The sequence below is a fragment of the Allobosea sp. LjRoot237 genome, assembly GCF_964253285.1.
In the GTDB taxonomy this organism is placed as follows: domain Bacteria; phylum Pseudomonadota; class Alphaproteobacteria; order Rhizobiales; family Beijerinckiaceae; genus Allobosea.
In genome coordinates, this window is the sequence record NZ_CAXUQP020000001.1 from 4,718,829 (window position 1) to 4,739,998 (window position 21,170).

Consider the following 21,170-nt stretch of genomic DNA (forward strand, 5'->3'; position numbering starts at 1 on the left):
CGCCTTGTCGCGTGGGCCTCAGGCGGGCAGCAGCGGCTGCACGCGCTTGACCAGCGAGGCCATCGCCTCCTCGGGCGTCTTCATGCCGAGCACCGCGGCCTCGGCCTCCTCCTTGAAGAGGTCGCCGGCGCGGGCGGCCTCGTCGAAGGCCGGCAGCGGCACGCGCGCCACCTTCAGCACCTTCAGCTCCTCGACCGCATAGGGCACGGTCCCGGCGAAGCTCTGGTCGGCATAGGTCGAGGCGCGCACTGGCCCGTTGCCGTTGAGCGCAGCCTTCAGCGTCGCCTCCTTCGAGGCCATCGCCTTGATGAAGCTCCAGGCGAGGTCCTTGCGCTTGGCGTTTTTCGGGATGACCATGCCCCAGAACTCGACCTTGGCCGGGGCGGCATCGTACTTGCCCGCCAGCGTCTTCGAGGCCGGCACGGCGATCGTCTTGATCTTGCCGGAGAATTTCGACTTCTGCGGATCGTTGTAGATGCGGTTGCGGCCCATGCTCTGCAGGCTCATCGCAGCCCGGCCCTGCTGCATCCAGACATTGACGTCCTCGGGCGAGAGCGTCGCGAAATTGCGCGGGAAGGCGCCCGCCTGGAAGAGCTCGCGCAAGGTCCTGATCGCGGTCAGCATCGGCGGCTGATCGGCGGCGCATTTGAAGTCGGGCGTGATGAACTCACCGTCCCAGGCGCGAGCGAGATCGATCACGTTCGGATAAGTCACGCCCGGCGTGCACAGCCCGACGACCTGCGTGCCGTCGGAGCGGCGATAGCTGCAGGCCTTGGCGATCTCGATCATCTCCTCGATCGTCGCCGGCGGCTTGGAGAAGCCCTTCTCGGCCAGGATCTCCTCATTGTAGTGCAGGCCAGAGGAGGCGTGGCGGAACGGCACGGCAAGCTGCTTGCCGCCGACATTCATGCCTTTCATCAATCCCGGGAAGATGTCGGCGAGATCCTCGATCGGATCGCGCTTGAGATAGTCGTCGAGCGGCTCGAACAGGTTCGCGGCGCGCGGCACGACCTGGGTATTGAGGACAAAGCCGACATCGACCGAGGTCTCGCCGAGGCTCGCCTCGCGGAAGAGCCGCTCCTGCAGCGGGCCGGTGTCGAAGGTCGTCCACTGGACGGCGACGCCGTTCGCCTTAGCCCAGTCCTTGGTGATGTCGCCGCCCTGTGCGCCGGTCGCAACCGTCTGCATGACGCGATGGGTGAAGACGTTGAACGGCCCGCCTTGCTGCGCACGGGCCGCGCCTGCGCCCAGCGTCGCGAAGCTCAGCCCGAGAATACCAGCGCCGAACTGCCTACGGTTCAGTCCTGTCTCCGTGCTCATGCCTGTCCTCCCGATGGTTCGCGAGTTCCGCGATGGCGGCTTCTGCCGCTTCGAAATGCTTGTTCATGGCGGCGAAGGCCGCGGCCGGGTCGCCGGCACGGATCGCCTCGACGACGCGCACATGCCGCTCGAAAGTGCGGCGCCAGTCGTCCCTGGTGCGCTTCTCGCGCGAATTGAAGATCTCCATCACCTCGCGGATCACCGGCCGGAGGCCTCTGATCTGGAAGTCGAGCAGACGATTGCCCGAGGAGGCAGCGATGGCCTCGTGGAAATCGAGATCGGCCTCGATCCAGCGCGGCACATGGCCGAGCGCATCCTCCATGCGGGCGAGAATCAGCGCGAGCTTCTCGACATCCTCGGCAGAGCGACGCGCAGCACTGTGGGCCGCGATCGGCGGCTCGAGGATGCGGCGCAGCTCGACCGCCTCGGTCAGGCCGTTGGCACGGCCGCGAACGGCGAAACGATAGAAGCGGTCGAGCGGCGCGGCGTCGAGCGCCTGAATGCGGGTCGGCTTGCCCTGCTGGATATGCACGACGCCCATCGCCGCCAGCTGGCGGATGGCCTCGCGGGCGATCGGCTTGCTGACTCCGAAGGAGGCGGCGATCCGCGCTTCCGAGGGCAAGGCGTCGCCGGGTTTCAATCTGCCGTCCTGGATCGCCTGGGTGATGCGCTGGATCACGGCGTCGCCCAGCCGCATCGGCACAACGTCGCCGCCGGCGAATGGGTCGTCGCCACCCAGCAGGGATGAAGCGGCATCGCTCATCGATCACCTCCGTTCGATGATCATTGACAGATGCCGCTTAGCTTGGCAACTGTTCAACCTATCAGATAAGTTAAGCACTCAAGAGGACGCCGCTTCATGTCGGCCAGCCGCATCTCAAAGGTCGTCGCACATCCCTTGCGGGCGACGCTGCCCAAGGTCCAGCGGACGTCGCAGGGCGACTATCCGGCGATCGAGATCGTCGTGGTCGAGGTCGAGACGCAGGACGGTGTCGTCGGCTTCGGCGAGGGCCTCTGCCGCCGCGGCGCCGCCGGCTATGCCCGCTTCATCGAGGAGGCGCTGGTGCCGCGCCTGCTCGGCCGTGATGCAGCCGATCGGCGCGCGCTGTGGAAGTCGATGCGCGCCGCCCTGTCCGGACGCCCCGGCGGCCAGATCGTCGAGGTGATCGCGGCGGTCGACATCGCGCTCTGGGACATTGCCGGGAAGCAGGCCGGCCAGCCGATCCACAAGCTGCTCGGCGGCATGGGCCGCACCGAGCTCGCTGCCTATGCCTCCTCGATCAACTGGCTCGACGATGCGACGGTCGAGGCCGAGGTCGCCGCCGTGCTGCAGGCCGGCTTCCGCGAGATCAAGGTCAAGCTCGGCCATCCGCTCCGGGATGCGATCGCTCGCGCGAAACTCGTCCGCAAGCTCGCCGGCGACGACATTGCCCTCTATGTCGATGCCAACTGGGCCTATGACGTCGACGATGCGCTGATCGTCGGCCGGGCGCTGGCCGATCTCGGCTACGGCTTCTTCGAGGAGCCGATCGCGCCGCAGGATCGCGAGGGCTATCGCCGTCTCGCCCAGCATCTGCCGATCAGGCTCGCTGCGGGCGAGAGCGACTTCGTCGCCTCGGACGCGCTGATCTCGCTGCAGGACCGCTCGCTCGGGCTGATCCAGCCGGATGTGACGCGCTCGGGCGGCATCAGCGAGACCTGGCGCATCGCCGAGCTCGCCGCCGCCTTCAACACGGCCTATGCCCCGCATGTCGGCTGGTCGGGCGCGATCTGCGTCGCCGCCAGTCTGCAGCTCGCCGCCGCGGCCGAGACCTTCCGCACCTTCGAGTGCATGGTCTACCAGAACCCGCTGCGCGACGCCTTCACCCACCCGATCGTCGGCGAGGGATCGCAGCTTGTCGACGGCAAGCTTTCCGTGCCGCAGGGGCCGGGGCTCGGCATCGAGATCGATCGCGACGCGCTCGCGCGCTTCAGGATCGCATGAGGCTGAGAATGAAACGGCTTTCACGCTCTTTGCTACAGAAGGTAGCGTCCGAACCTCCCCGTCATCCCGGACAAGCCGCGAAGCGGCGCCGATCCGGGATCCATCGAAGGGCGCCGAACTCTACGATGGATCCCGGGTCTGCGCTTCGCTTGCCCGGGATGACGGCGCGGTTTGAACTAGGGGTGTGGGTTGCGATTGAATCGCGAGTGCGCCCATGACCACCCGCACGCCCCTGTCCGCCATCGCGCTGGTCACGCCGGTCCAATTGATGATCGGCGGCATCATTTTCCTGCCGGCGATCTATGTGTTCTGGCTGAGCCTCAACCAGTCCTCCTTCGGCCAGGCGGCGAGCTTCGTCGGCTTCGCCAACTACGCCAAGGTGTTGGGCGATGCCTATTTCTGGAAGGCGCTCCTCAACACGGTGATCGTCGTCGCCGTGGTGGTGCATGTCGAATTGCTGCTCGGCCTCGGCATGGCGCTGTTCTTCGCCTCGGGGGTGCCGTTCCGGCCGCTCCTGCTCGCGATTGTGCTCGCGCCTTACGCCGTCAGCGAGGTCTCGGCGGTGGTGATGTGGCGCTTTCTGTTCGAGCCTGATGTCGGGATGATGAGCCGGCTCCTGATGACGCTCGGCCTGCCGCCGATCGAATGGGCGGTGAACCCGAGCCACGGGCTCGCCATGGTCAGCCTGCTCTCGATCTGGCTGCATTTGCCTTTCAGCTTCATCATCCTCTATGCGGCCCGGCTCTCGATCCCCAGCGATCTCTACGAGGCAGCTGCGATCGACGGCGCCTCGCCCTGGACCTCGTTTCGCCGGATCACGCTGCCGCTGCTGATGCCCGCGCTGCTGATCGCGGCGCTGTTCCGCTACATCTTCGCCTTCCGCCTGTTCTCCGAGGTCTGGCTGATGACCGGCGGCGGTCCGGCGCGCTCGACCGAGGTGATGGCGGTCTATCTCTATCTCGAGGCCTTCCGCTACAACGCCTTCGGCCCAGCCGCCGCCACAGGCTGGCTCCTGGTGCTCGCCTCGCTCCTGCTCGCGCTGTTCTACCTGCGTGGGCTCTACAGGGAGATGTTCGGCAAGCATGCCTAAGCTCCTGCGCTCCCTCCTCAAGCTCGTCGGCGTCGCGGCCATCGTCGCCTGGTCGCTCGTTCCGATCGGCCTGATCGCGATGTCGTCCTTCAAGGCCGATCGCGACATCTTCTCGACCTCCAGCACCTTCTCGTTCACGCCCACGCTGGCGAACTACGAGGCGCTCTGGAGCCGCTGGGGCGATTTCTTCTTCGGCCTGTGGAACAGCTTCCTGGTCACGGTCGGCGCGACCGTGCTCGCCGTCGGTGTCTCGCTGCTCGCAGGCTTCGCCTATTCGCGCTTCGCCTCGAAGGGGCTGCAGGCCTCGGCCTTCTTCCTGATCTTCATCCGGCTGGTCCCGCCGATCGTGATCACGCTGCCGCTCTTTCCGGTGGTGAACTGGCTCGGCCTCAACGACACGCATTTCGTCCTGATCGTGCTCTACGCCACCTTCTTCGTCTCGCTCGGGACGGTGGTGATGCGCACCTTCATCGACCAGATCCCGCGCGAGCTCGATGAGGCCGCGATGATGGACGGCGCCTCGCAATTCCAGATCATCATGCGCGTCATCCTGCCGATGGCGGCGCAGGGCATGCTGGCGGTCTCGGTCTTCGTCATCGTCTACGCCTGGAACGAGTTCCTCTTCGCCTTCATCTTCACGACGACCAAGGCGAAGACCGCGCCGCTGGTGATCTCCGAGATGATCGGCGCCGTCGAAGGCGTCGAATGGGGCGTGCTCTTCGCCGCCTCGACCGTGCAACTCGTGCCGGTGCTTGCCTTCGTCATCCTCATGCAGAAGCACCTCGTCGCGGGCCTGACCGCCGGCGCGGTGAAAGGGTAATCGCCATGACCGACATCGATGCCCTGCGCCGCGCCATCCGCGAGGCCGACCCGCAGCTAAGCCGCTTCGACCCGCTGCCCCGCATCATCTGCCTCGACGATTTCGACCGGGGCATGTGCGGCTGGACCCAACTCGTCGGCAATTACGAGGACAGCCTCGACGCCATGCTGCCGGGCTATGCCCAGCACAGCCATGCCATGCTCTCGACCTTGCCGAACTGGGATTTCGGCTCGCATGGCGGCGTCGACGGCTCCTATGCGCTGAAGATCGCGACGCGGCCGAAGAAGGGCGCCCAGAACGTCGCGATCAAGCGCCTGACCTTCCGCAAGCCGGGGCCGATCCGGCTCGAGGCCTATTTCACCTTCAAGCCCGAGGCGACCGATCTGCAGCTCTCGGAGACCGATATCCGTTCCTTCGGCTTCCTCTACGATCTCCAGATCGGCGATACCTCAGGGCCGGGCGACCGGGTGATGCCGCATTTGCGCTTCCTCAACGCGCAGGACGGCAAGCACCTGCAAAAATGGCAGTTCAAGCGCAAGACGACGCCGATCAAGCCGATCGGCAATGCCGGCAAGACGATCACGCATTATCACCTCGCGCCCGATGACTGGGAGGACTTAGCCGGCGGCGAGCAGCGGCTCTGCTACAACGAGATCCCAACCAAGGTTAACTGGCACTATCTGCGCTTCGATTTCGACCTCGCCTCGATGCAGGCCACGCGTTTCCAGGTCAATGACCGCGTCTTCGCCATGGAGGGCTTCGACTGCATCCGCATCCCCGCGATGAAGAACCTCTGGTGCATGCTCAACCTCGCCTTCTTCGCCGAGACCGACACCGACAAGCGCGCCTTCGCCTATCTCGATTCCGTCTGCCTGTCGGGAGAGTTCTGATGCTGCCCGAGAACCTGACCGCCGTCGTCGCCCGCAACGAGAGCTGGACCGGGACGAGCGCGACCGAGCCCTACGAGGCCGGCTGGGCCAAGGAAGCCATCGTCTTCGTTCGCGCCCTGAAGCAGCCGAAAGGATCGCTGCCGAAGGCGCGCATCGAAATCTCCGCCGACGGCATGCACTGGTGCCATGAAGGTTCGGAATTCGCGCTGCCGGCCGCCAAGAACGCGGTGACCTTCCAACGCCTCGCCCATTTCGGCAATTTCGTGCGCGTCGCCGCGACGCTGCCAGAAGGCGCCGAGATCACTGTGCTGGTGACGCTACATCTGAAAGCTTGAAGCCACCGTCGACCTTGTCGCCAGACGCGCTCAAGCAGCCTTTGCGGCCTGCTTCTTCTCCGCCATATGCTGCTCCTCGGCGAGGCCGGCGCGCCAATAGCTGACGACGAGATGCTCGTCGACGCCGGGGCGCAGATGCCGGCGCGCCACAGCACGGATATCGCGGAAGGCGGTGTGCTCGGCCGCAGCCCAGAGATAGAGACTGCCCTCGCCCGGCGGCCAGTCGAGCGTGCCCAGGGCGTCCGTCAGCAGGGTGGTGGAGCCGGGCGCAGCGCCATCGCGATGGAGCCAGCGGACATCGAACCCTTCCGGCAAAGGCAGGGGCTGGCGCTCGTTCACGTCGGCGATCTCGATCAGCGCCAGCCCGCGAGCCTGCGCCGGAAGGTGCGCCAGCATGCGGGCGAGCGCCGGCAGGCCGGTCTCGTCGGCGACGAAGAGGTAGCGCTCTGCCTGCTTCAGGCCACGCCCACCCGGGCCAGCCATGCCGATGCGGTCACCGATCTGCACGCTCGCCGCGAAGGCCGAGCCTGGGCCGGCATCGTCATGCAGCACGAAATCGAGGGCGAGCGTGCCGGCCGCCACGTCGATCTCGCGAATCGTGTATTTGCGGATCGCCGGCCGCTGCTCCGGAGGCGGCGATTGCAGCAGGCCATCAGCCCCGATCATCGGCCAGACCGGCTCGGCCAGGCCCGCCGGCGGGATGAACAAGCGCACATGCAGCGCCTCCAGCGAGTCGTAGCGGGCGAGGTCGTCGCCGCGGAAGCGGATGCGGCGCATATGCGGCGTCAACTGCTCGACGCCGGTCACGGTCAGCACCCGGAAGTCCGGCGGCAGCATCGGTTCAGCGCCGTCGCCGCTCCAGCGGATCGCCGGCGCGACGCCTTCCGGCGCAAACTCGACGACATGACTCGCGATCACGAGCTTCAGGCCCTGCACGCCGGCAAGGTCGACCGCCTCGACGACGACGGACAATGCGCCGGGCACCGCGACCAGCTCGGCCCGGCTGTCACCGAGGCCGATCATCGTCACGCCATCTGTCTCGCTGACATCGGCCTCGTGCTCAAGAAGGTGCGCGCAAAGCAGCCGCAGCACGGCAGCGGGATCGGGCAAGGCGATACGCGTTTCGGCGCGAAGCATGGTCATGGGAGTTGTCCTGTCATGGCCCTGGAGGCTCAGGGCCTCGCCGGTCCGGCGCTCTCGATCCAGAGCGGGCCGTCGAGGGGGATCGCCGAGAAACGGCTGGAGATCTCGTCCAGCGTCGCCTGTGGGTCGACATCGGCGAAGCGGTCGGGGTGGAACCATTTCGCCAGCCGCTCGATGGCGACGATATGGAGCGGGGTGTCGTTGAAGAGGTGCCAGAGACCATAGGCGCGGCCATTGCGCACCGCAGCGAGCGCGACGATGCCGGGCCGGCCGAGCAGCGCGGCGAAGCTCTGCGCGGCGGTCTCGCGCGGCACACCCAGCCCGAGAACGAGGCCGCCGTTCTTTGCCAGATGTGTGCCGCCGGTCGCGACATAGATCGCCGGATCGGCGGCCAGCAACTGCTCGAGGCTGATCTGTCCGGTCGCGCCCGGCAGGATCGCGGCGGCGATGTTGCGTCCGCCGGCAGCGGTGATGAAATCGTCGAAAGTGCCCTTGCCCGGCGTCTGGCAGCAGTCGAAGCCGCCGGCATGGGCATGCATGAACACCGAAGGACGCTCCGCGCCACGCACGCGCTCCTCGATCAGCCGCCGGCGTTCCTCGTAGAAGCGGATATAGGCCTCGGCCTGCTCCTCACGGCCGATCAACCTGCCGAGAATGCGCAGGCTCGGCAGCGTGTCGCGCATCGGCTGCAGGTAGAAATCGACGACGGCGACCTTGATGCCGGCGGCTTCGAAACGCTCAACGAGATCGCCCGGGCCACGCCGCGTCCCGGCGAGCGACAGGCTGAGGATCACGAGATCAGGCGACAGCGATACCGCCTTCTCGAAGGAGAAGCCGTCCGGCGTCGCGCCGTCGCCGACGGTCGGCACGGTCTCTATCGCCGGAAACTTGGCGAGGTAACGGGTATAGGCGTCGGGGTTCTGGCGGCGGTGGTCAGCACCCCAGCCGGCCAGCAGGCTGATCGGGGCGGGATGGATCAGGCCAAGCGCATTGAGCTGGCGCCCCTGCGCCAGCACGATCCGCTTCGCCGGACCGGACAAAGTCACATTGCGCCCGAGCAGGTCAGTGACCGTGACCGATTCAGCGCTGGCTGGAACCGACAGGATCGGAAGCAGAACGGCTACGGCAAGCAGCAGCGGCGCCAGGAACCGCAGCGGCGAAGCAGTCATGGCGAGACCTTTTCCTGTGTGCCCAGCGCGAAGGCGATCGCCCGCGACAGCATGGCCGGGAGGACCGAGATATGGTTCTCGCCGACGAAGACGACGTGCTCGCATCTGACTCGCCCGGACGTCGTCAGCGCCTGTGCCATCTCGGCAGCGTTGTCGAGCATCTGCGCCATGCGCAGGCGCGCCGCGCGCTGCGGATCGCGCCGCTCGTCGCCGGTCTGCTCCTCGCCACCGACGGTGATCAGCAGACGTGGCAAGATCGCCGCCGCGGGCGAGGTCAGGAAGCGTTCGCGCGTCGCGAGGATGGCGCGCTCGTCCCACCAGATCGACGGGCTGCCGGCGACATGGCTACGGAACAGGCCGGGGCGTGCGAACAGCGCGTGCAGCGCGAACAGCCCGCCGAAGGAATGGCCGACCAGCGACATTCGAGCCCGGTCGATCGGCGCCAGCCTCTCGACCTGTGTCAGCATTGCGCCGGCGATCAGATCGAGGCAGCGATCGGCGCCGCCATCCGCCGGCAAAAGATCCTGCCGGCGCCGCTCGGCATCGAAGGGCGCCGCTCCCGGATAGCCGACGCCGAGGATAACAGCCGGGCCGACGCCAGAAACCTCGGGACGCCCGGCCTGCAGCCGTGCAGCGGATAGCGCGGTCGGGAACAGCGCATCGCCGTCGACAAGGACCAGAACCGGAAAGCCGTCGGCCGGCGCCGGCTCGGGCGGGACCGCGATCAGCAGCCGGTACTCGGCTCCTCCCGGCGATGTGACTGCAAGGCTGTGCGTGTGCGGCAACTCGACCGGCCGGAGAGCCGGAGCCAAGTCTCCCTCGAACGCAACTCGCTCCGGCCGCAGCATCCCGCCTGCCCTCACCAGCGATAGGACAGGGTGGCGAGCACGGTGCGGCGCATACCGAAGGAGCACTGCACGGCGCCGTAGCAACCGGCGACATACTCCTTGTCGAACAGGTTCTGGGCGTTGACCTGCACCTTCCAACCCTTCATCGCGGCATTGGCAGCGCCGAGGTCATAGCTGATCGCAGCATCGACCAGCGTGTAGTCGTCGGTGAAGAAGGTGTTGCCTGGGTCGCCCGCGCCTTTGCCGACATAGCGCACGCCGGCCCCAAGGCCGAGCCCGGAGAACAGGCCGGTCTTGAAGGTGTAGTGGGCCCAGAGCGAGGCCATGTGGCGCGGCACCACGGTCGGCCGCTTGCCGAGATCAGCGCCCGTGCTCCTGGTCACCTCGGCGTCGGTAAAGGTATAGGCCGCGACGAGATCGAGATCGTCGAAAACCGTCGCCCTCGCTTCGACCTCGACGCCACGCGCCCGGACCTCGCCAGTCTGGATCTGGAAGCCGGGATTGGCGAGGTCGGCGGTCTGCACATTGGTCTGGGTCAGTTGGTAGACCGCCGCCTGCAGGAAGGCGTTGGTGCCGGGCGGCTGGTACTTGAAGCCGGCCTCGTACTGCTCGCCCTCGGTCGGCTTGAAGGCGACGCCGCGGAAAGTCGTACCCGGGACCGGCTCGAACGAGGTTGAATAACTGGCATAGGGCGCAAAGCCGTTGTCGAAATTGTACATCAACGCGACGCGGCCGGTATTGGCGAAGTCGTCCTGCTTGGTCAGCACGCCATTGGTCAGATTGCGCGTGCGCGCCATCGCCCGGTCGAATCGGCCGCCGACCACCAGCGAGAGCCGGTCGAACTTGATCTGATCCTGGATGTAGACGCCGTATTGCTGTGCGATCTGCCCGGTGCCAGGCGTCGCCGGTACCGCGAAGGGCAAGCGGCCATAGACCGGGTTAAAGGCGTCGAGCGTCTGCACCGTGCCGCCAGCGCCAGTATAGGCCGTGCCGTCGCTCCAATAGCCGTCGACGCCGAACAGCACTTTGTGTGTCAGCGCCCCCGTGCGGAAATCGGCCTGGAGCTGGTTGTCGATGCCAAAAGTCTTGGCCTTCTCGTTGGAGGCGGTGACGCGGCGCGTCAGGGTGCGCTGGTCGGCCCCGAGCGAAGCCGTGGCAACCGTGCGGAAGCGCGATTCCAGATCCGAATAGCGGACGTTCTGGCGGAAGCTGAAGACCTCGTTGAAGCGATGCTCGAAGGCGTAGCCGAGCGTCAGGTGGTTGCGGCTATAGCCCTCATATCCCGGCTCGCCGGGGAAGAAGTTGCTGCGGATGCGGCCGTTGCGGTTCGGCAGCGCGGTACCGATCGACGGGATGAAGCCGTAGAACCCGGTCTCGGGATCGCGCTGGAACGAGGTCAGCAGCGTCAGGCTCGTCGCGGCATTGGGCTGGAAGGTGACGGAGGGCGCGATGTAGAGGCGCTCTTCCTTGGTGAAGTCGACCTGGGTGTCGGCGGTGCGGCCAAGCCCGACGATGCGATAGAGCACCGTCTTGTCCGGCGTCACCGGCCCGCCGATGTCGAAGGCGAGCTGCTTGCGCTCGAAACTGCCGAGCTGGACCTGCACCTCGCCATGCGCCGCGTCGCGCGGGCGCTTGCTGACCATCTCGATCAGGCCGCCCGGCTTGACCTGGCCGAAGACCACCGAGGCCGGGCCGCGGATCACCTCGACGCGCTCCAGACCCCAGGGATCCACGCTCGGCACCAGGAAGTTGACGCCGCGCTGCAGGCGCAGGCTGTCGAGGAAGTTGACGAATCCGGCGCCGGTGCCGGCACCGCCGAAGCCGCGGATGAAGACGCTGTCATAGCGGCCCATCGACAGCCGCGTCTCGCCGAGCACGCTCGACGAATAGCGCAGCGCCTGGCTGACGCTCTGGACGCCCTGATCGTCCATCTGATCGCGGGTGACGACGGTGACCGATTGCGGTGTCTCGATCAGCGGTGTGTCGGTCTTCGTCGCGCTCTCGCTGCGCCGGGCGACATAGCCATTGACCGGCCCGCTGGCACGCTCGCCCTGGACCTCGATGGTATCGAGACTGATCCCGCCGCCAGCCTGCGCCAGCGCTTCGCCGGACCAGGCTGCGATGATGGCACCGAACGCCACGCCTGCAGCCAATGCCGCGCGATTGCCGGTGATGAAAACCCCAGTCATGCCTGCGCCCTTGCCCCTTCGCCGTTCTGGCGACCCGTTGGCAGGGTTCTTTCAGGAAGCATGCTTGGCCGGCAACGCTGTCGGCTTTCGATCGCGGCAGTATTTCTTTCGCTGCAGTTTCGAGCCTTTCCAGCTCGGAAACAGGAGGCGTCCCTCAACGCAGCGCGCTTGGCGACATGCCGAAGCGCTTGCGGAACAAACCGGAGAAATGCGCTGGCGTGTAACCGACACGGAAGGCGGCCTCGGCGATACTGGCCTCGCCTTGAGCGATCAGCGCATGCGCCTGCTGCAGCCGCAGTTCCTGCAGATAGCCGAAGACGCTGTCGCCGAATTCGGCGCGGAAGGCAGATGTCAGTTTTGTCGGGTTGAGGCCAGTCGCGCGGGCAAGCTCGGCGAGGCTCGGCGGCTCCTGCATCGCCGCGACGAGCATGTCCCTGACAGCATGGACCTGCTCGCGCGTCCGGGCCGGGAGACGCGCAGGGCGCAGGGGCGGCTGGCCGACGATCCGGTCGAGCGCCATAGCGGTAAGCTCCAGCGCCTTTCCGGCAAGATAGAGTCGCCGCAGCGGCTTGGCCACCGGGCATTCGGCGATCTGGAGCGCGAGCGCGCACAGATCGGCATCGGCAGGCCGCACCCAGATCCCGGCATCTTCGGCTCCGGCAAGCGCAAACAATTGCTGCATCGGGGCCTCGAATTCCCGCTCGACGAAATCGAGGTTGAACTGCATCAGCACGCAGCGGACCACGCCGCCGCTGAGGCCGGTGCGCTGCTGGACATGGTCGCCGCCATTCGCGGCGACCAGCAGGGCCGGACCGCGGACGAGGACGGCGGGCCGGTCATCGATCTCGAGCGACTGCCTTCCGTCGAGCATGACAGCGATCTTGAGGCCCCGGCGCATCGGTCCGACGATCCGTTCGCCTTCCGGGACAGGAAAGTAGCCCGCCGACAGCGATAGCTGCCGCGAGAACAGCGGAATGCCCACCAAGGATTCGGGATCGGAAAAAGTCTGCATCGCGTTCACCGGAGCAGCATAGTTCAATCGTTTCCGACCTCAAGATTTGGCGCCCAGATTACGGACATTCTAAACTCAGCAGAATCGGCCTCGGCATTCATGATCGTTGCCACGACGAACCCGCCTCACATCAGCAACTCTTGCCTGCATTTCTCACCTGTTCGGACATCCAGGCGTTGAATGGCATCGACCAGGCGCCGCGGCCTGTTCGGCCCGTCACATCACGGTCACCGAAACGCGTCTATCCCGCTGCGATGACGTTCCTGACCGCCCGCGACAAAGATCGCCCTGGCATCGCGGCGCTGCTGCCCGGCGCGGAAGCGAATCCGCCGCCGCTGCTGGCGCTGAACAACTTCTCGGTCGCCTTCCCGGGCGCCAACGGGCCTGTCCCGGTCGTGCGCGGCATCGACCTCACGCTCGCGCCCGGCGAAGCGCTCGGCATCGTCGGGGAATCCGGCTGCGGCAAGAGCGTGACCTGGCTCGCAGCCTTGCGCCTGCTCGGCCGCGGTGTCGTCACCTCCGGCGAGGTCCTGCTCAAGGGGCAGGATATCACCCGCCTGCCGGAACGCGCTTTGGCAACCATACGCGGCGGACGCATCGGGCTGATCTTCCAGGATCCGACCAGTTCGCTCAATCCGGTGCAGCGGATCGGCACGCAGCTCACGGAAGTGCTGCGCCTGCATCGCGGATTGCGCGGTGACGGGGCGCAACGCGAGGCGCTGCGCCTGCTCGACCGCGTCGGCATCGCCGATGCGCCGCGGCGGCTGCGGCAATATCCGCACGAATTCTCAGGTGGCATGAACCAGCGCGTCATGATCGCGCTGGCGCTCGCCGGCGAACCCGAGGTGCTGATCGCCGACGAGCCGACGACGGCGCTCGACGCGACGATCCAGGCGCAGATCCTCGACCTGATCCGCGATATCCGCCGCGAGAGCGGCATGGGGCTGGTGCTGATCTCGCACGATATCGGTGTCGTTGCCGATCTCTGCGACCGGGTCGCGGTGATGTATGCCGGCCGCGTCGTCGAGACCGCCGCGACGCAAGATCTACTCGGCCGGCCGCGCCATCCCTATACACGCGGCCTGCTCGCCGCCCTGCCGACGCTCGGCGGCCCGCGCCAACGGCTGACGCCGATCGCCGGCACCGTTCCCGCGCCCGACAGGATGCCGCCAGGCTGCGCCTTCGGACCGCGCTGCTCATTGGCCATCGAGGCCTGCCAACGCGAAACACCGCCTCTCGTGCTGGCGGCGCAGGACCAGCGCGCCGCCTGCCTGCGCCTCGCCGAGACCGCCATGGCGCCGGTGACGCGCGAGCCTGCGCCCGCCGGAGCGTTCGTATGAGCCCGCTCCTTCGCGTCAGCGATCTCGCACGGCATTATCCGGTCGCGACCGCGGCGGGGCAGAAGCGGGTGCTCCACGCGGTCGATGGGGTGAGCTTCACTCTCGCCGCCGGCAAGACGCTCGGCGTGGTCGGCGAATCCGGTTGCGGCAAGTCGACCACTGCGAGACTCGTGCTCGGCCTGCTGCCGGCGACGCGCGGACGGATCGACTTCGCCGGCGAGGAGGTGAGCGCGACGCGTGATCGTCGCTGGCGGTTGCTGCGCCGGCGGATGCAGCTGGTGCATCAGGATCCGCTGGCGGCGCTCGACCGGCGCCTTCCCGTCGGCGAGCAGATCGTCGAGCCGCTGATCATTCACGGGATTGAGGCCGGCGCTGAAGCACGGCGGCAGAAGGCGCTCGCGCTGTTCGAGGCGGTCGGCTTAAGGCAGGACCTGTTCCAGCGCTATCCGCATGAACTCTCCGGCGGCCAGCGCCAGCGCGTCGTGCTCGCCCGCGCCCTGATCCTCGGCCCGGAGCTATTGGTCTGTGACGAGCCGATCTCGGCGCTCGACGTCTCGGTCGCAGCCCAGGTAATCAATCTCCTGCAGGATCTGCAGGGGCGCTTCGGCATGGCCTATCTGTTCATCAGCCACGATTTGAAGGTGGTCCGGCAGATCGCCGACGAGGTCGCGGTGATGTATCTCGGCAAGATCGTCGAGCAGGGCCCTCCTGACGCGCTGTTCCACACGCCGGCCCATCCTTACACCGAGGCGCTGGTCTCGGCCGTGCCGACGCTCCAGCGCGGCACGGCCGAGCGCATCATCCTGCGCGGTGACCCGCCCAATCCGGTCGACCGGCCATCGGGCTGCGCCTTCCATCCGCGCTGCCCGCGCGCCGTCGCCCGCTGCCGCGAGGAAGCGCCAATGCTGCGCCCCACGAGCGACGGGCGACTTGCCGCCTGCCATCTGGTACCGGTGGCGACCGATGCCCAAGCGGCAGCTGCCTGATCCATCCACCGACCGGAACTCGACATGGCCCAAGACGATCGCTCCCCAGCCACACGCGTGATCGTGGCGGTCTTCGACGGGTTGAGGCCCGATCTCGTCACGCCGGAGCTGACGCCCAACATCCTGCGGCTGGCGGCGCGCGGCACCTGGTTCCGGCGGGCGCGCAGCGTCTTCCCGTCGGTGACCCGCGTCGCGACCAGTTCGATCGCGACCGGTGCACCGCCCGGCGTGCACGGCATCGTCGGCAATGCCTTCTATCTCGAACACGCCATTCCCGAGCGCATCTTCGACACCAGCGACGCCGCGCTGATCCGCCGGGCCGAGGCGCATCATGACGGCCGGCTGGTTGCGGTCGACACTTTCGGCGACGTGCTGGCGCGGGCTGGCAAAAGGCTCGCCGTGGTCCATACCGGCTCGGCTGGGTCGGCTCATTTCATCAATCCGCGCGCCCGCGCCAACGGGCACTGGACCTTCTCGATGCACGGCACTGGGGCGACGCAGACGCCGGAAGCGGTCGAGGAGGCGCTCGCCCGGATCGGCCCGCTGCCGGAGCGCGAACTGCCGCGTATCGGCGAGGTCGCCTATGGCGGCCGGGTGATGACCGAGCACGTGCTGCCGAACCTGAAGCCCGATGTCGCGCTGATCTGGTTCAACGAGCCCGATACCACCTTCCACTATCGCGGGCTCGGCTCGCCCGAGGCGATGGCCGGACTCAAGGAGGCCGACCGCGCCTTCGGCGATATCCTCGACTGGGTCGAGGCCCAGCCCGACGCCGAGCGCATCGCGGTGATCGCCGCCTCCGACCATGGGCAGATCTCGACCGGCGCAATCGAGCCACTGTTCGACGCGGCCCGCCAGGCTGGCTTCGACCTCAGCAACGCCAAGTCCGTCGATGGCGCCGCTTTCCTCGCAACGGGCGGCATCGGCGGCGAGATCCGCCTGCGCGGAAGCGACCGGATCGAGCTCGAGCGCATCGCCAGCTGGCTGATGGAGCAGCCGACGATCGGCCATGTCTTCTCGCGCGGCGGCAGCGGCCCCGAGGGCGAGGTTCCCGGCACCTTGTCGCTCGATCTGGTCGGCGCCGGCCATGCCGGGCGGCAGCCGGATTTGATGTTCATCCTGAAATCGACGCTCGACGCCGACCAATATGGATTGCCTGGTCTCGGCGCGATGACGCCGGGCGACGTGCCGCTCGGCGGCGGCATGCATGGCGGCATCAACCCGCACGAGCTCAATACGGTGCTGATCATCTCCGGCGGGGCGGCCGATGGCGGAGGCGTCTCGCAGGAGCCGGCCGGGATCATCGATATCGGCCCGACCGTGCTCGGCTTCTCCGGCCTCGCCAAGGCGCCGAGCATGGTCGGGCGTGATCTCTCCCATCCGGCGCAGGAGGAGGCCCGCACGCAGCGCTTCGCGACCGGCCGGGGCGGCTTCACCCAGCATGTCGAGATCGCCGAGCAGGACGGCCGCCGCTTCATCCTCGGCGGCCACTGAATCTGGTCGCCTCATCAGAACCGACATCGTCTTTCCGGGGCGACGCGTCAGCGTCGAGCCCGGAATCCAGAAGCGATGCCGGTTACGATGATGGCGCGGCGATCGACGCACTGTTCCTGAGGCGGCGTCGGTTCTGGGTTCCGGGCTCAGGCCTTCGGCCTGCCCCGGAAAGACGATACGGCTTTGCCCTTTCAGCTGCGGGCGAAGGACAGGTTGTCCGGGCGCAGATCCATGAAATAGAAGGTCGTCGGCCGCCAGGCGATCGCCTTCTTGATCGCGTAGGCCTCGCTCGGCTGGTAGAGGATCGTCGCCGGCGCCTCATCCTCCCAGATGTCGAGCATCTCAGTGAACAGCGCCTTGCGCCTAGCTGGATCGACCTCGGCCTCCAGCGCCGTGCCGGCCTTGTTGAAGCCCTCAGCCGAGGTCCAGAATTTCGAGATCTGGTGTTCGCCGGCCGGGCCCCAGGCAACCCAGATGGCGCCGAGCGGATCGGGCAGGCGCGTCGAGTTCGACCAGTTGAAGATCTGCGCACCGGCGCCGCGCATCTGGGTCGAGTTCTCGACCACCTGCAGCGAGGCGTTGATGCCGACAGCTTTCCACTGCTCGACCAGAATCTGCGCCGCTTCGAGCGCATTGGTGTAGTAGTTCGCCATGGTGCGGTAGACGATCGGCTCGCCCTTGTAGCCGGCCTGCTGCAGCAGGGCCTTGGCCTTGGCCGGATCGAAAGGCAGCTTGCGGCCTTCGACGAACATCTGGCCATATTCGGGGAAATTGTGGCTCGCCGGCACCTGCGCCGTGCCCTGCCAGAGCGCATCGACCAGCTTCTGGCGGTCGATCGCATAGTTCAGCGCCTGCCGAACCCGCTTGTCGGCCAGCACCTTGTCCTGCTCGTTATAGGCGAGGACATGGACGTTCGCGAGCACGACGGAGCGGACGTCGATGTCCTTGTAGGCGCCGACCACGCTCATCTGGTCCGGCGGGATATTGGTGATCAGGTCATAATCGCCCGCGACCAGGCCGGCGACTCGCGCGGCCAGCTCCGGCACGCGCCGGAAGGTGACGCGCCTCGCCGTCGGCTTGCCCATGAAATAGTCGTCGAAGGCCTCCAGCACCGTGGCCTCGGCAGCCGAATGCGAGACGACGCGATAGGGGCCGGTCGCCACGGGCTTGCGCGAATAGGCTTCGAAACCCATCGCCTCATAGGCGCGCTTGTTGACGATCCAGGCGCACCAGGAGGCGAGCCGCTGCTCCAGCAGCACGTCCGCGACCTTGGTGCGGAAGCGCACGCTGTAGCGGTCGATCGGCTCGACGCTGGCGAGGATGCCGAAATAGGGCTTGCCGCCCGGGATTTGGGCCTTGTCGCCCCAGAGGCGGCCGTCACGGAAGGTGTAGGCGACGTCTTCCGAGGTCAGCTCGTCGCCATTGTGGAACTTGACGCCCTGGCGCAGCGTGACGACCAGTTCCTGCGGCGAGACGCGCTCCCATTTGATCGCCAGATGCGGTTTCAGCTCCGAGCCGCCGCCATCGCTGGCGCCAAGGAAGTCGCGTCGGATCAGCGTATCGAAGATCGAGTAGGTGACGCGTGTGCCGACATTGGAGAGCTCGCGCGCTGGCTCCAGCGTCGCCGGCAGGTCGGCGACCGCGACGGTGAAGGTCGGGCGTGTCTCGCCGGCGGCGAAGACCTGCGGAGCGGTCAGCAGCGCCGAGGCGGCGGACGCCCCCTCCAGGAAGCGGCGGCGGGAAATCGGGGTCATGGCAGGTCTCGCAGCGATGTCGGCGGCGATGCCGGACCGGCTCGCCGCAATCGCGCTGCCATGCCTCAGCCAGACGACAGGGCCGTGACGGGGCGCGCTAAGAGCAGCTGTCGGGGATCGTCGAGCATCACCGCATCGGGGGCGAGCGACAGCACACGTTCGATCCCGTCGGCATCGATCCGCCCGACCGGAAACGGCGGATAGCCGGCTATGACGGCAGAGCGTGGTTGACCGACCATGACGACGGTGCGCAGACCAACGGCACCTGCGGCAGCGATGCGCTCGGCCGTCGCCTCGCCCTGCCAGAAGCGGAACCAGCCGGCGCCGAGGGTTTTTGCCCACTCGAAGCTTTCCGGGTCCGAGACCAGCGCGAGGATCGCGATCTCCCCAGACAAGGCACGCGCGGCCGCGATCAGGTCGAGTGAGCGCAGGCCCAGCAAGACGCGCTCCGTGGCGCCGCCCGCTGCGACAATGTCGAGGATGCGCGGCAACACGGCCGGGTCGGTCAGCTTGAGATCGAGCAGCAATCCGATCGGCGCGGAGGCAGCGAGCGCGTCCTCCAGCGTCAGCAGGCCGGGCAGGACCGCCCGCAGCTCCGCGAGCCCGGTTTCGGCGACGAGGCGCGGATCGCCGGCGATGCGCCGGAGGTCGGCATCGTGCAGGCAGACCAGCATGCCGTCGGCGCTCAGCCGAACGTCGGTCTCGACCATCTCGGCGCCGACGGCCTTGGCCTGCTCGAACGCTTCCGCGCTGTTTTCCGGCCCAAGCAGCGCGCCGCCGCGATGGGCGATGGCGAGCGGGAGGGGGCGGGCCTTGCTGCGAATATCGAAACCCATGGCCTCAGTGCCGCTCGCTGGTCGGATCGAGGCGGTCGCGCAGCCAGTCGCCGAACAGGCTCATCGACAGCGTGGTCAGGAAGATGATGAGCCCGGGAAAGACCGCGATCCACCACGCGTTCAGGAGATAGCGCCGGCCCTCGCCGAGCATCAGGCCGAGCGAGGTGCCGGGCGGCTGGACACCGAGGCCGAGGAAGGAGAGCGAGGTCTCCAGCAGGATCGTGCCGGGAAAGTTGAGCGTCGCCTGCACCACGAGTGCAGCGACGATGTTCGGCAGGAGATGGCGCAGGACGACGCGGGAGGTGCGCGCGCCCAGCGCCTCGACCGCATTGATGTAGTCACTCTCCTGCTCGGAGGCGACGAGGCCGCGGGCGAGGCGGGTATAGCGGTCCCAGCCGTCGATGCTGACCAAGACGATGAACAGCACGATGTTGTTGCCGAAGAAGGCGAGCATGGTCAGCGCCAGGAACAGCGCCGGGATCGCCGCCTGCGCATCGACCAGCATCATGATGGTCTGGTCGACGATGCCGCGCATCCTTGCTGCGACAAAGCCGAGCAGCGTACCGAACACCGCCCCGATCAGCGTGCCCATCACCGCGATCAGGATCGAGGTGCGCACCGCGTAGATCATGCGGCTGAGGATATCGCGGCCGAGCTGGTCGGTGCCGAGCCAGTAGGTCGTGCCCCCGCTCTGCGTCAGTGGCGGCTTCAGCCGCGCGAGCAGGTTCTGGGTGGTGTAGTGGATCGGCGCCAGCCAGTCCGCCAGGATCGCGACAAGGACGACCAGGATCAGGAACCCGGCCGAGAGCTTCACCACCGGCGACATGCGGCGCCCGCGCGGACGGGCGGCGGGAACAGCGCCGAGATCGAGGCTCGCCGTCATGCCGGCCTGCCCAGGCTGCGCGAGAAGCCGCCAAGCCGCGGATCGATCAGGATGTGCAGGATGTCGACCAGGAGATTGGCGGCGACCATGACCACGGTGGCTGTCAGGATCACCGCCTGGACGACGGCGAGATCGCGCGACGAGACGGAATCGACCAGCAGCCGGCCGATGCCGGGCCAGGCGAAGATCGTCTCGACCACGGCGCTGCCGGCGAGGATGTGGCCGATCTCGATGCCGATGAACATCAAGAGCGGCACAGCGGCGTTGGGCAGAGCGTGGCGCAGGATGACGGAAAGCGGCATCACCCCGCGGGCCCGGGCGGCCCGGATGAACGGCTTGCCGAGCACTTCGAGCGTGGCGGTGCGGGCGAAGCGGGCGAGCCGCCCCGACAGCGGCAAGGCCAGCGTCACCACCGGCAGGATCAGGTGCCACAGTGTCTCGGATCCGGCCGAAGGCAGCACGCGCAGCTTGAGGGCGAAGAGCAGGATCAAGAGGATGCCGAGGAAGAAGATCGGGATCGCATAGCCGAGCACGGCGACCGCCATGGCGAGCCGGTCGACCGCGCTGTTGTGGCGCAGTGCCGCCAGGACACCGAGCGGCAGGCCAATCAGCAAAGCGAGCATGAGCGCACAGGCGCCAAGAAGGAAGGTCTTCGGCAAGGCGTCGACGACCGCGGCGAAAGCCGGCCGGTCATCGGCGAAGGAGAGACCGAAATCGCCCCGAACCACGCTGGCGAGATAGCGCAGATACTGCTCGGCGAGCGGGCGGTCGAGCCCCCAGAGCTCGCGGTAATGCGCGCGCACATCAGGCGGCGTCTCGATCGAGAGCATGATGTCGGCGGGATCGCCGGCCAGGCGCAACGCAAGGAACACCGCCGAGACGCAGATCGCGACCGTCAGCAGCGCGCGCAGAATGCGAAGGGTGAGGAAACGCAGCATCACCGGGCTCGTGACTCGAAGACCGAGCTTGTGCAGATGCTTACGCGACAAACGAATGACAGTTCGTCTTCAACCCACGCGGTCCGGACTCCGGGGCGGCGTCAGGATTGATCTTCCTCCGCCATGATGGTTATGTCCG

General features: G+C 67.3%; 19 protein-coding genes. 8 read left to right on the forward strand and 11 right to left on the reverse strand.

Annotation, left to right across the window (positions count from 1 at the left end):
• Nucleotides 1-18: 18 nt before the first annotated feature.
• On the reverse strand, nt 19-1,320 hold the full coding sequence (locus ACSQ24_RS23055) for an ABC transporter substrate-binding protein (protein ID WP_436096939.1): 1,302 nt from the start codon (nt 1,318-1,320) through the stop codon (nt 19-21).
• Nucleotides 1,292-2,083, reverse strand: coding sequence for a FadR/GntR family transcriptional regulator (locus ACSQ24_RS23060; protein ID WP_436096940.1), 792 nt, complete (start codon nt 2,081-2,083; stop codon nt 1,292-1,294). Before ACSQ24_RS23060 ends, ACSQ24_RS23055 begins: the two co-directional genes overlap by 29 nt.
• 96 nt (nt 2,084-2,179) lie before the next feature.
• On the opposite strand from ACSQ24_RS23060, the gene ACSQ24_RS23065 reads away from it, so the two are divergent.
• The 5 genes from ACSQ24_RS23065 to ACSQ24_RS23085 all read left to right on the forward strand — a co-directional run bounded on the left by ACSQ24_RS23065 (nt 2,180) and on the right by ACSQ24_RS23085 (nt 6,439).
• Nucleotides 2,180-3,304 (forward strand): mandelate racemase/muconate lactonizing enzyme family protein, encoded by a 1,125-nt coding sequence (locus ACSQ24_RS23065; RefSeq protein WP_436096941.1) that lies wholly within the window; start codon nt 2,180-2,182, stop codon nt 3,302-3,304.
• Nucleotides 3,305-3,518: 214 nt separating this feature from the next.
• On the forward strand, nt 3,519-4,394 hold the full coding sequence (locus ACSQ24_RS23070; protein ID WP_436096942.1) for a carbohydrate ABC transporter permease: 876 nt from the start codon (nt 3,519-3,521) through the stop codon (nt 4,392-4,394).
• The gene (locus ACSQ24_RS23075; protein WP_436096943.1) at nt 4,387-5,214 is read left to right on the forward strand and encodes a carbohydrate ABC transporter permease; all 828 of its coding nucleotides are present in this window, start codon (nt 4,387-4,389) and stop codon (nt 5,212-5,214) included. Before ACSQ24_RS23070 ends, ACSQ24_RS23075 begins: the two co-directional genes overlap by 8 nt.
• Nucleotides 5,215-5,219: 5 nt before the next feature.
• Entirely contained in the window at nt 5,220-6,104 is an 885-nt protein-coding gene (locus ACSQ24_RS23080; RefSeq protein WP_436096944.1) for a DUF6772 family protein, read from the forward strand.
• Entirely contained in the window at nt 6,104-6,439 is a 336-nt protein-coding gene (locus ACSQ24_RS23085; RefSeq protein ID WP_436096945.1) for a hypothetical protein, read from the forward strand. Before ACSQ24_RS23080 ends, ACSQ24_RS23085 begins: the two co-directional genes overlap by 1 nt.
• A gap of 30 nt (nt 6,440-6,469) precedes the next feature.
• Here the strand turns inward: ACSQ24_RS23085 and ACSQ24_RS23090 are convergent, their stop codons facing one another.
• The 5 genes from ACSQ24_RS23090 to ACSQ24_RS23110 form a co-directional block, all read right to left on the reverse strand.
• Nucleotides 6,470-7,582, reverse strand: coding sequence for a DUF2218 domain-containing protein (locus tag ACSQ24_RS23090; RefSeq protein WP_436096946.1), 1,113 nt, complete (start codon nt 7,580-7,582; stop codon nt 6,470-6,472).
• 29 nt (nt 7,583-7,611) lie between these two features.
• Complete coding sequence (locus ACSQ24_RS23095; protein ID WP_436096947.1) at nt 7,612-8,751, reverse strand: ABC transporter substrate-binding protein; 1,140 nt, start codon at nt 8,749-8,751, stop codon at nt 7,612-7,614.
• Complete coding sequence (locus ACSQ24_RS23100) at nt 8,748-9,563, reverse strand: alpha/beta hydrolase (RefSeq protein WP_436096948.1); 816 nt, start codon at nt 9,561-9,563, stop codon at nt 8,748-8,750. The genes ACSQ24_RS23095 and ACSQ24_RS23100 overlap by 4 nt, the downstream gene beginning before the upstream one ends.
• Nucleotides 9,564-9,610: 47 nt before the next feature.
• Nucleotides 9,611-11,788: a TonB-dependent siderophore receptor gene (locus ACSQ24_RS23105; RefSeq protein WP_436096949.1), complete on the reverse strand. Its 2,178-nt coding sequence runs from the start codon at nt 11,786-11,788 to the stop codon at nt 9,611-9,613.
• A 154-nt stretch (nt 11,789-11,942) separates the two neighbouring features.
• On the reverse strand, nt 11,943-12,800 hold the full coding sequence (locus tag ACSQ24_RS23110) for a helix-turn-helix transcriptional regulator (RefSeq protein ID WP_436096950.1): 858 nt from the start codon (nt 12,798-12,800) through the stop codon (nt 11,943-11,945).
• 254 nt (nt 12,801-13,054) lie between these two features.
• Here ACSQ24_RS23110 and ACSQ24_RS23115 point away from each other — a divergent pair, with 254 nt between their 5' ends.
• Genes ACSQ24_RS23115 through ACSQ24_RS23125 form a run of 3 tightly spaced genes read left to right on the forward strand, consistent with a single transcriptional unit; the run spans nt 13,055 to nt 16,620 of the window.
• Nucleotides 13,055-14,140: an ABC transporter ATP-binding protein gene (locus tag ACSQ24_RS23115; RefSeq protein WP_436096951.1), complete on the forward strand. Its 1,086-nt coding sequence runs from the start codon at nt 13,055-13,057 to the stop codon at nt 14,138-14,140.
• Nucleotides 14,137-15,126, forward strand: a complete 990-nt coding sequence (locus tag ACSQ24_RS23120; RefSeq protein WP_436096952.1) for an ABC transporter ATP-binding protein — start codon at nt 14,137-14,139, stop codon at nt 15,124-15,126. Before ACSQ24_RS23115 ends, ACSQ24_RS23120 begins: the two co-directional genes overlap by 4 nt.
• Nucleotides 15,127-15,150: 24 nt before the next feature.
• Nucleotides 15,151-16,620, forward strand: coding sequence for an alkaline phosphatase family protein (locus tag ACSQ24_RS23125; protein ID WP_436096953.1), 1,470 nt, complete (start codon nt 15,151-15,153; stop codon nt 16,618-16,620).
• Between the two features lie 191 nt (nt 16,621-16,811).
• Here ACSQ24_RS23125 and ACSQ24_RS23130 read toward each other — a convergent pair whose 3' ends face one another.
• The 4 genes from ACSQ24_RS23130 to ACSQ24_RS23145 form a co-directional block, all read right to left on the reverse strand.
• A complete protein-coding gene (locus ACSQ24_RS23130; protein WP_436096954.1) occupies nt 16,812-18,374 on the reverse strand; it encodes an ABC transporter substrate-binding protein in 1,563 nt (520 codons plus the stop codon).
• Between the two features lie 65 nt (nt 18,375-18,439).
• Nucleotides 18,440-19,210 (reverse strand): glycerophosphodiester phosphodiesterase, encoded by a 771-nt coding sequence (locus tag ACSQ24_RS23135; protein WP_436096955.1) that lies wholly within the window; start codon nt 19,208-19,210, stop codon nt 18,440-18,442.
• A gap of 4 nt (nt 19,211-19,214) precedes the next feature.
• Nucleotides 19,215-20,093 (reverse strand): ABC transporter permease, encoded by an 879-nt coding sequence (locus tag ACSQ24_RS23140; RefSeq protein ID WP_436096956.1) that lies wholly within the window; start codon nt 20,091-20,093, stop codon nt 19,215-19,217.
• Nucleotides 20,090-21,031: an ABC transporter permease gene (locus ACSQ24_RS23145; protein ID WP_436096957.1), complete on the reverse strand. Its 942-nt coding sequence runs from the start codon at nt 21,029-21,031 to the stop codon at nt 20,090-20,092. The genes ACSQ24_RS23140 and ACSQ24_RS23145 overlap by 4 nt, the downstream gene beginning before the upstream one ends.
• Nucleotides 21,032-21,170 lie beyond the last annotated feature (139 nt).

Excerpts from the sequence above, each read along its gene's own strand:
- ACSQ24_RS23080 (WP_436096944.1), top strand. The coding sequence starts at position 5,220 with ATGACCGACATCGATGCCCTGCGCCGCGCCATCCGCGAGGCCGACCCG.
- ACSQ24_RS23065 (WP_436096941.1), top strand. The coding sequence starts at position 2,180 with ATGTCGGCCAGCCGCATCTCAAAGGTCGTCGCACATCCCTTGCGGGCG.
- ACSQ24_RS23130 (WP_436096954.1), bottom strand. The coding sequence starts at position 18,374 with ATGACCCCGATTTCCCGCCGCCGCTTCCTGGAGGGGGCGTCCGCCGCC.
- ACSQ24_RS23090 (WP_436096946.1), bottom strand. The coding sequence starts at position 7,582 with ATGACCATGCTTCGCGCCGAAACGCGTATCGCCTTGCCCGATCCCGCT.
- ACSQ24_RS23125 (WP_436096953.1), top strand. The coding sequence starts at position 15,151 with ATGGCCCAAGACGATCGCTCCCCAGCCACACGCGTGATCGTGGCGGTC.
- ACSQ24_RS23095 (WP_436096947.1), bottom strand. The coding sequence starts at position 8,751 with ATGACTGCTTCGCCGCTGCGGTTCCTGGCGCCGCTGCTGCTTGCCGTA.
- ACSQ24_RS23120 (WP_436096952.1), top strand. The coding sequence starts at position 14,137 with ATGAGCCCGCTCCTTCGCGTCAGCGATCTCGCACGGCATTATCCGGTC.
- ACSQ24_RS23145 (WP_436096957.1), bottom strand. The coding sequence starts at position 21,031 with ATGCTGCGTTTCCTCACCCTTCGCATTCTGCGCGCGCTGCTGACGGTC.
- ACSQ24_RS23075 (WP_436096943.1), top strand. The coding sequence starts at position 4,387 with ATGCCTAAGCTCCTGCGCTCCCTCCTCAAGCTCGTCGGCGTCGCGGCC.
- ACSQ24_RS23060 (WP_436096940.1), bottom strand. The coding sequence starts at position 2,083 with ATGAGCGATGCCGCTTCATCCCTGCTGGGTGGCGACGACCCATTCGCC.
- ACSQ24_RS23070 (WP_436096942.1), top strand. The coding sequence starts at position 3,519 with ATGACCACCCGCACGCCCCTGTCCGCCATCGCGCTGGTCACGCCGGTC.
- ACSQ24_RS23140 (WP_436096956.1), bottom strand. The coding sequence starts at position 20,093 with ATGACGGCGAGCCTCGATCTCGGCGCTGTTCCCGCCGCCCGTCCGCGC.
- ACSQ24_RS23055 (WP_436096939.1), bottom strand. The coding sequence starts at position 1,320 with ATGAGCACGGAGACAGGACTGAACCGTAGGCAGTTCGGCGCTGGTATT.
- ACSQ24_RS23135 (WP_436096955.1), bottom strand. The coding sequence starts at position 19,210 with ATGGGTTTCGATATTCGCAGCAAGGCCCGCCCCCTCCCGCTCGCCATC.
- ACSQ24_RS23085 (WP_436096945.1), top strand. The coding sequence starts at position 6,104 with ATGCTGCCCGAGAACCTGACCGCCGTCGTCGCCCGCAACGAGAGCTGG.
- ACSQ24_RS23110 (WP_436096950.1), bottom strand. The coding sequence starts at position 12,800 with ATGCAGACTTTTTCCGATCCCGAATCCTTGGTGGGCATTCCGCTGTTC.
- ACSQ24_RS23115 (WP_436096951.1), top strand. The coding sequence starts at position 13,055 with ATGACGTTCCTGACCGCCCGCGACAAAGATCGCCCTGGCATCGCGGCG.
- ACSQ24_RS23105 (WP_436096949.1), bottom strand. The coding sequence starts at position 11,788 with ATGACTGGGGTTTTCATCACCGGCAATCGCGCGGCATTGGCTGCAGGC.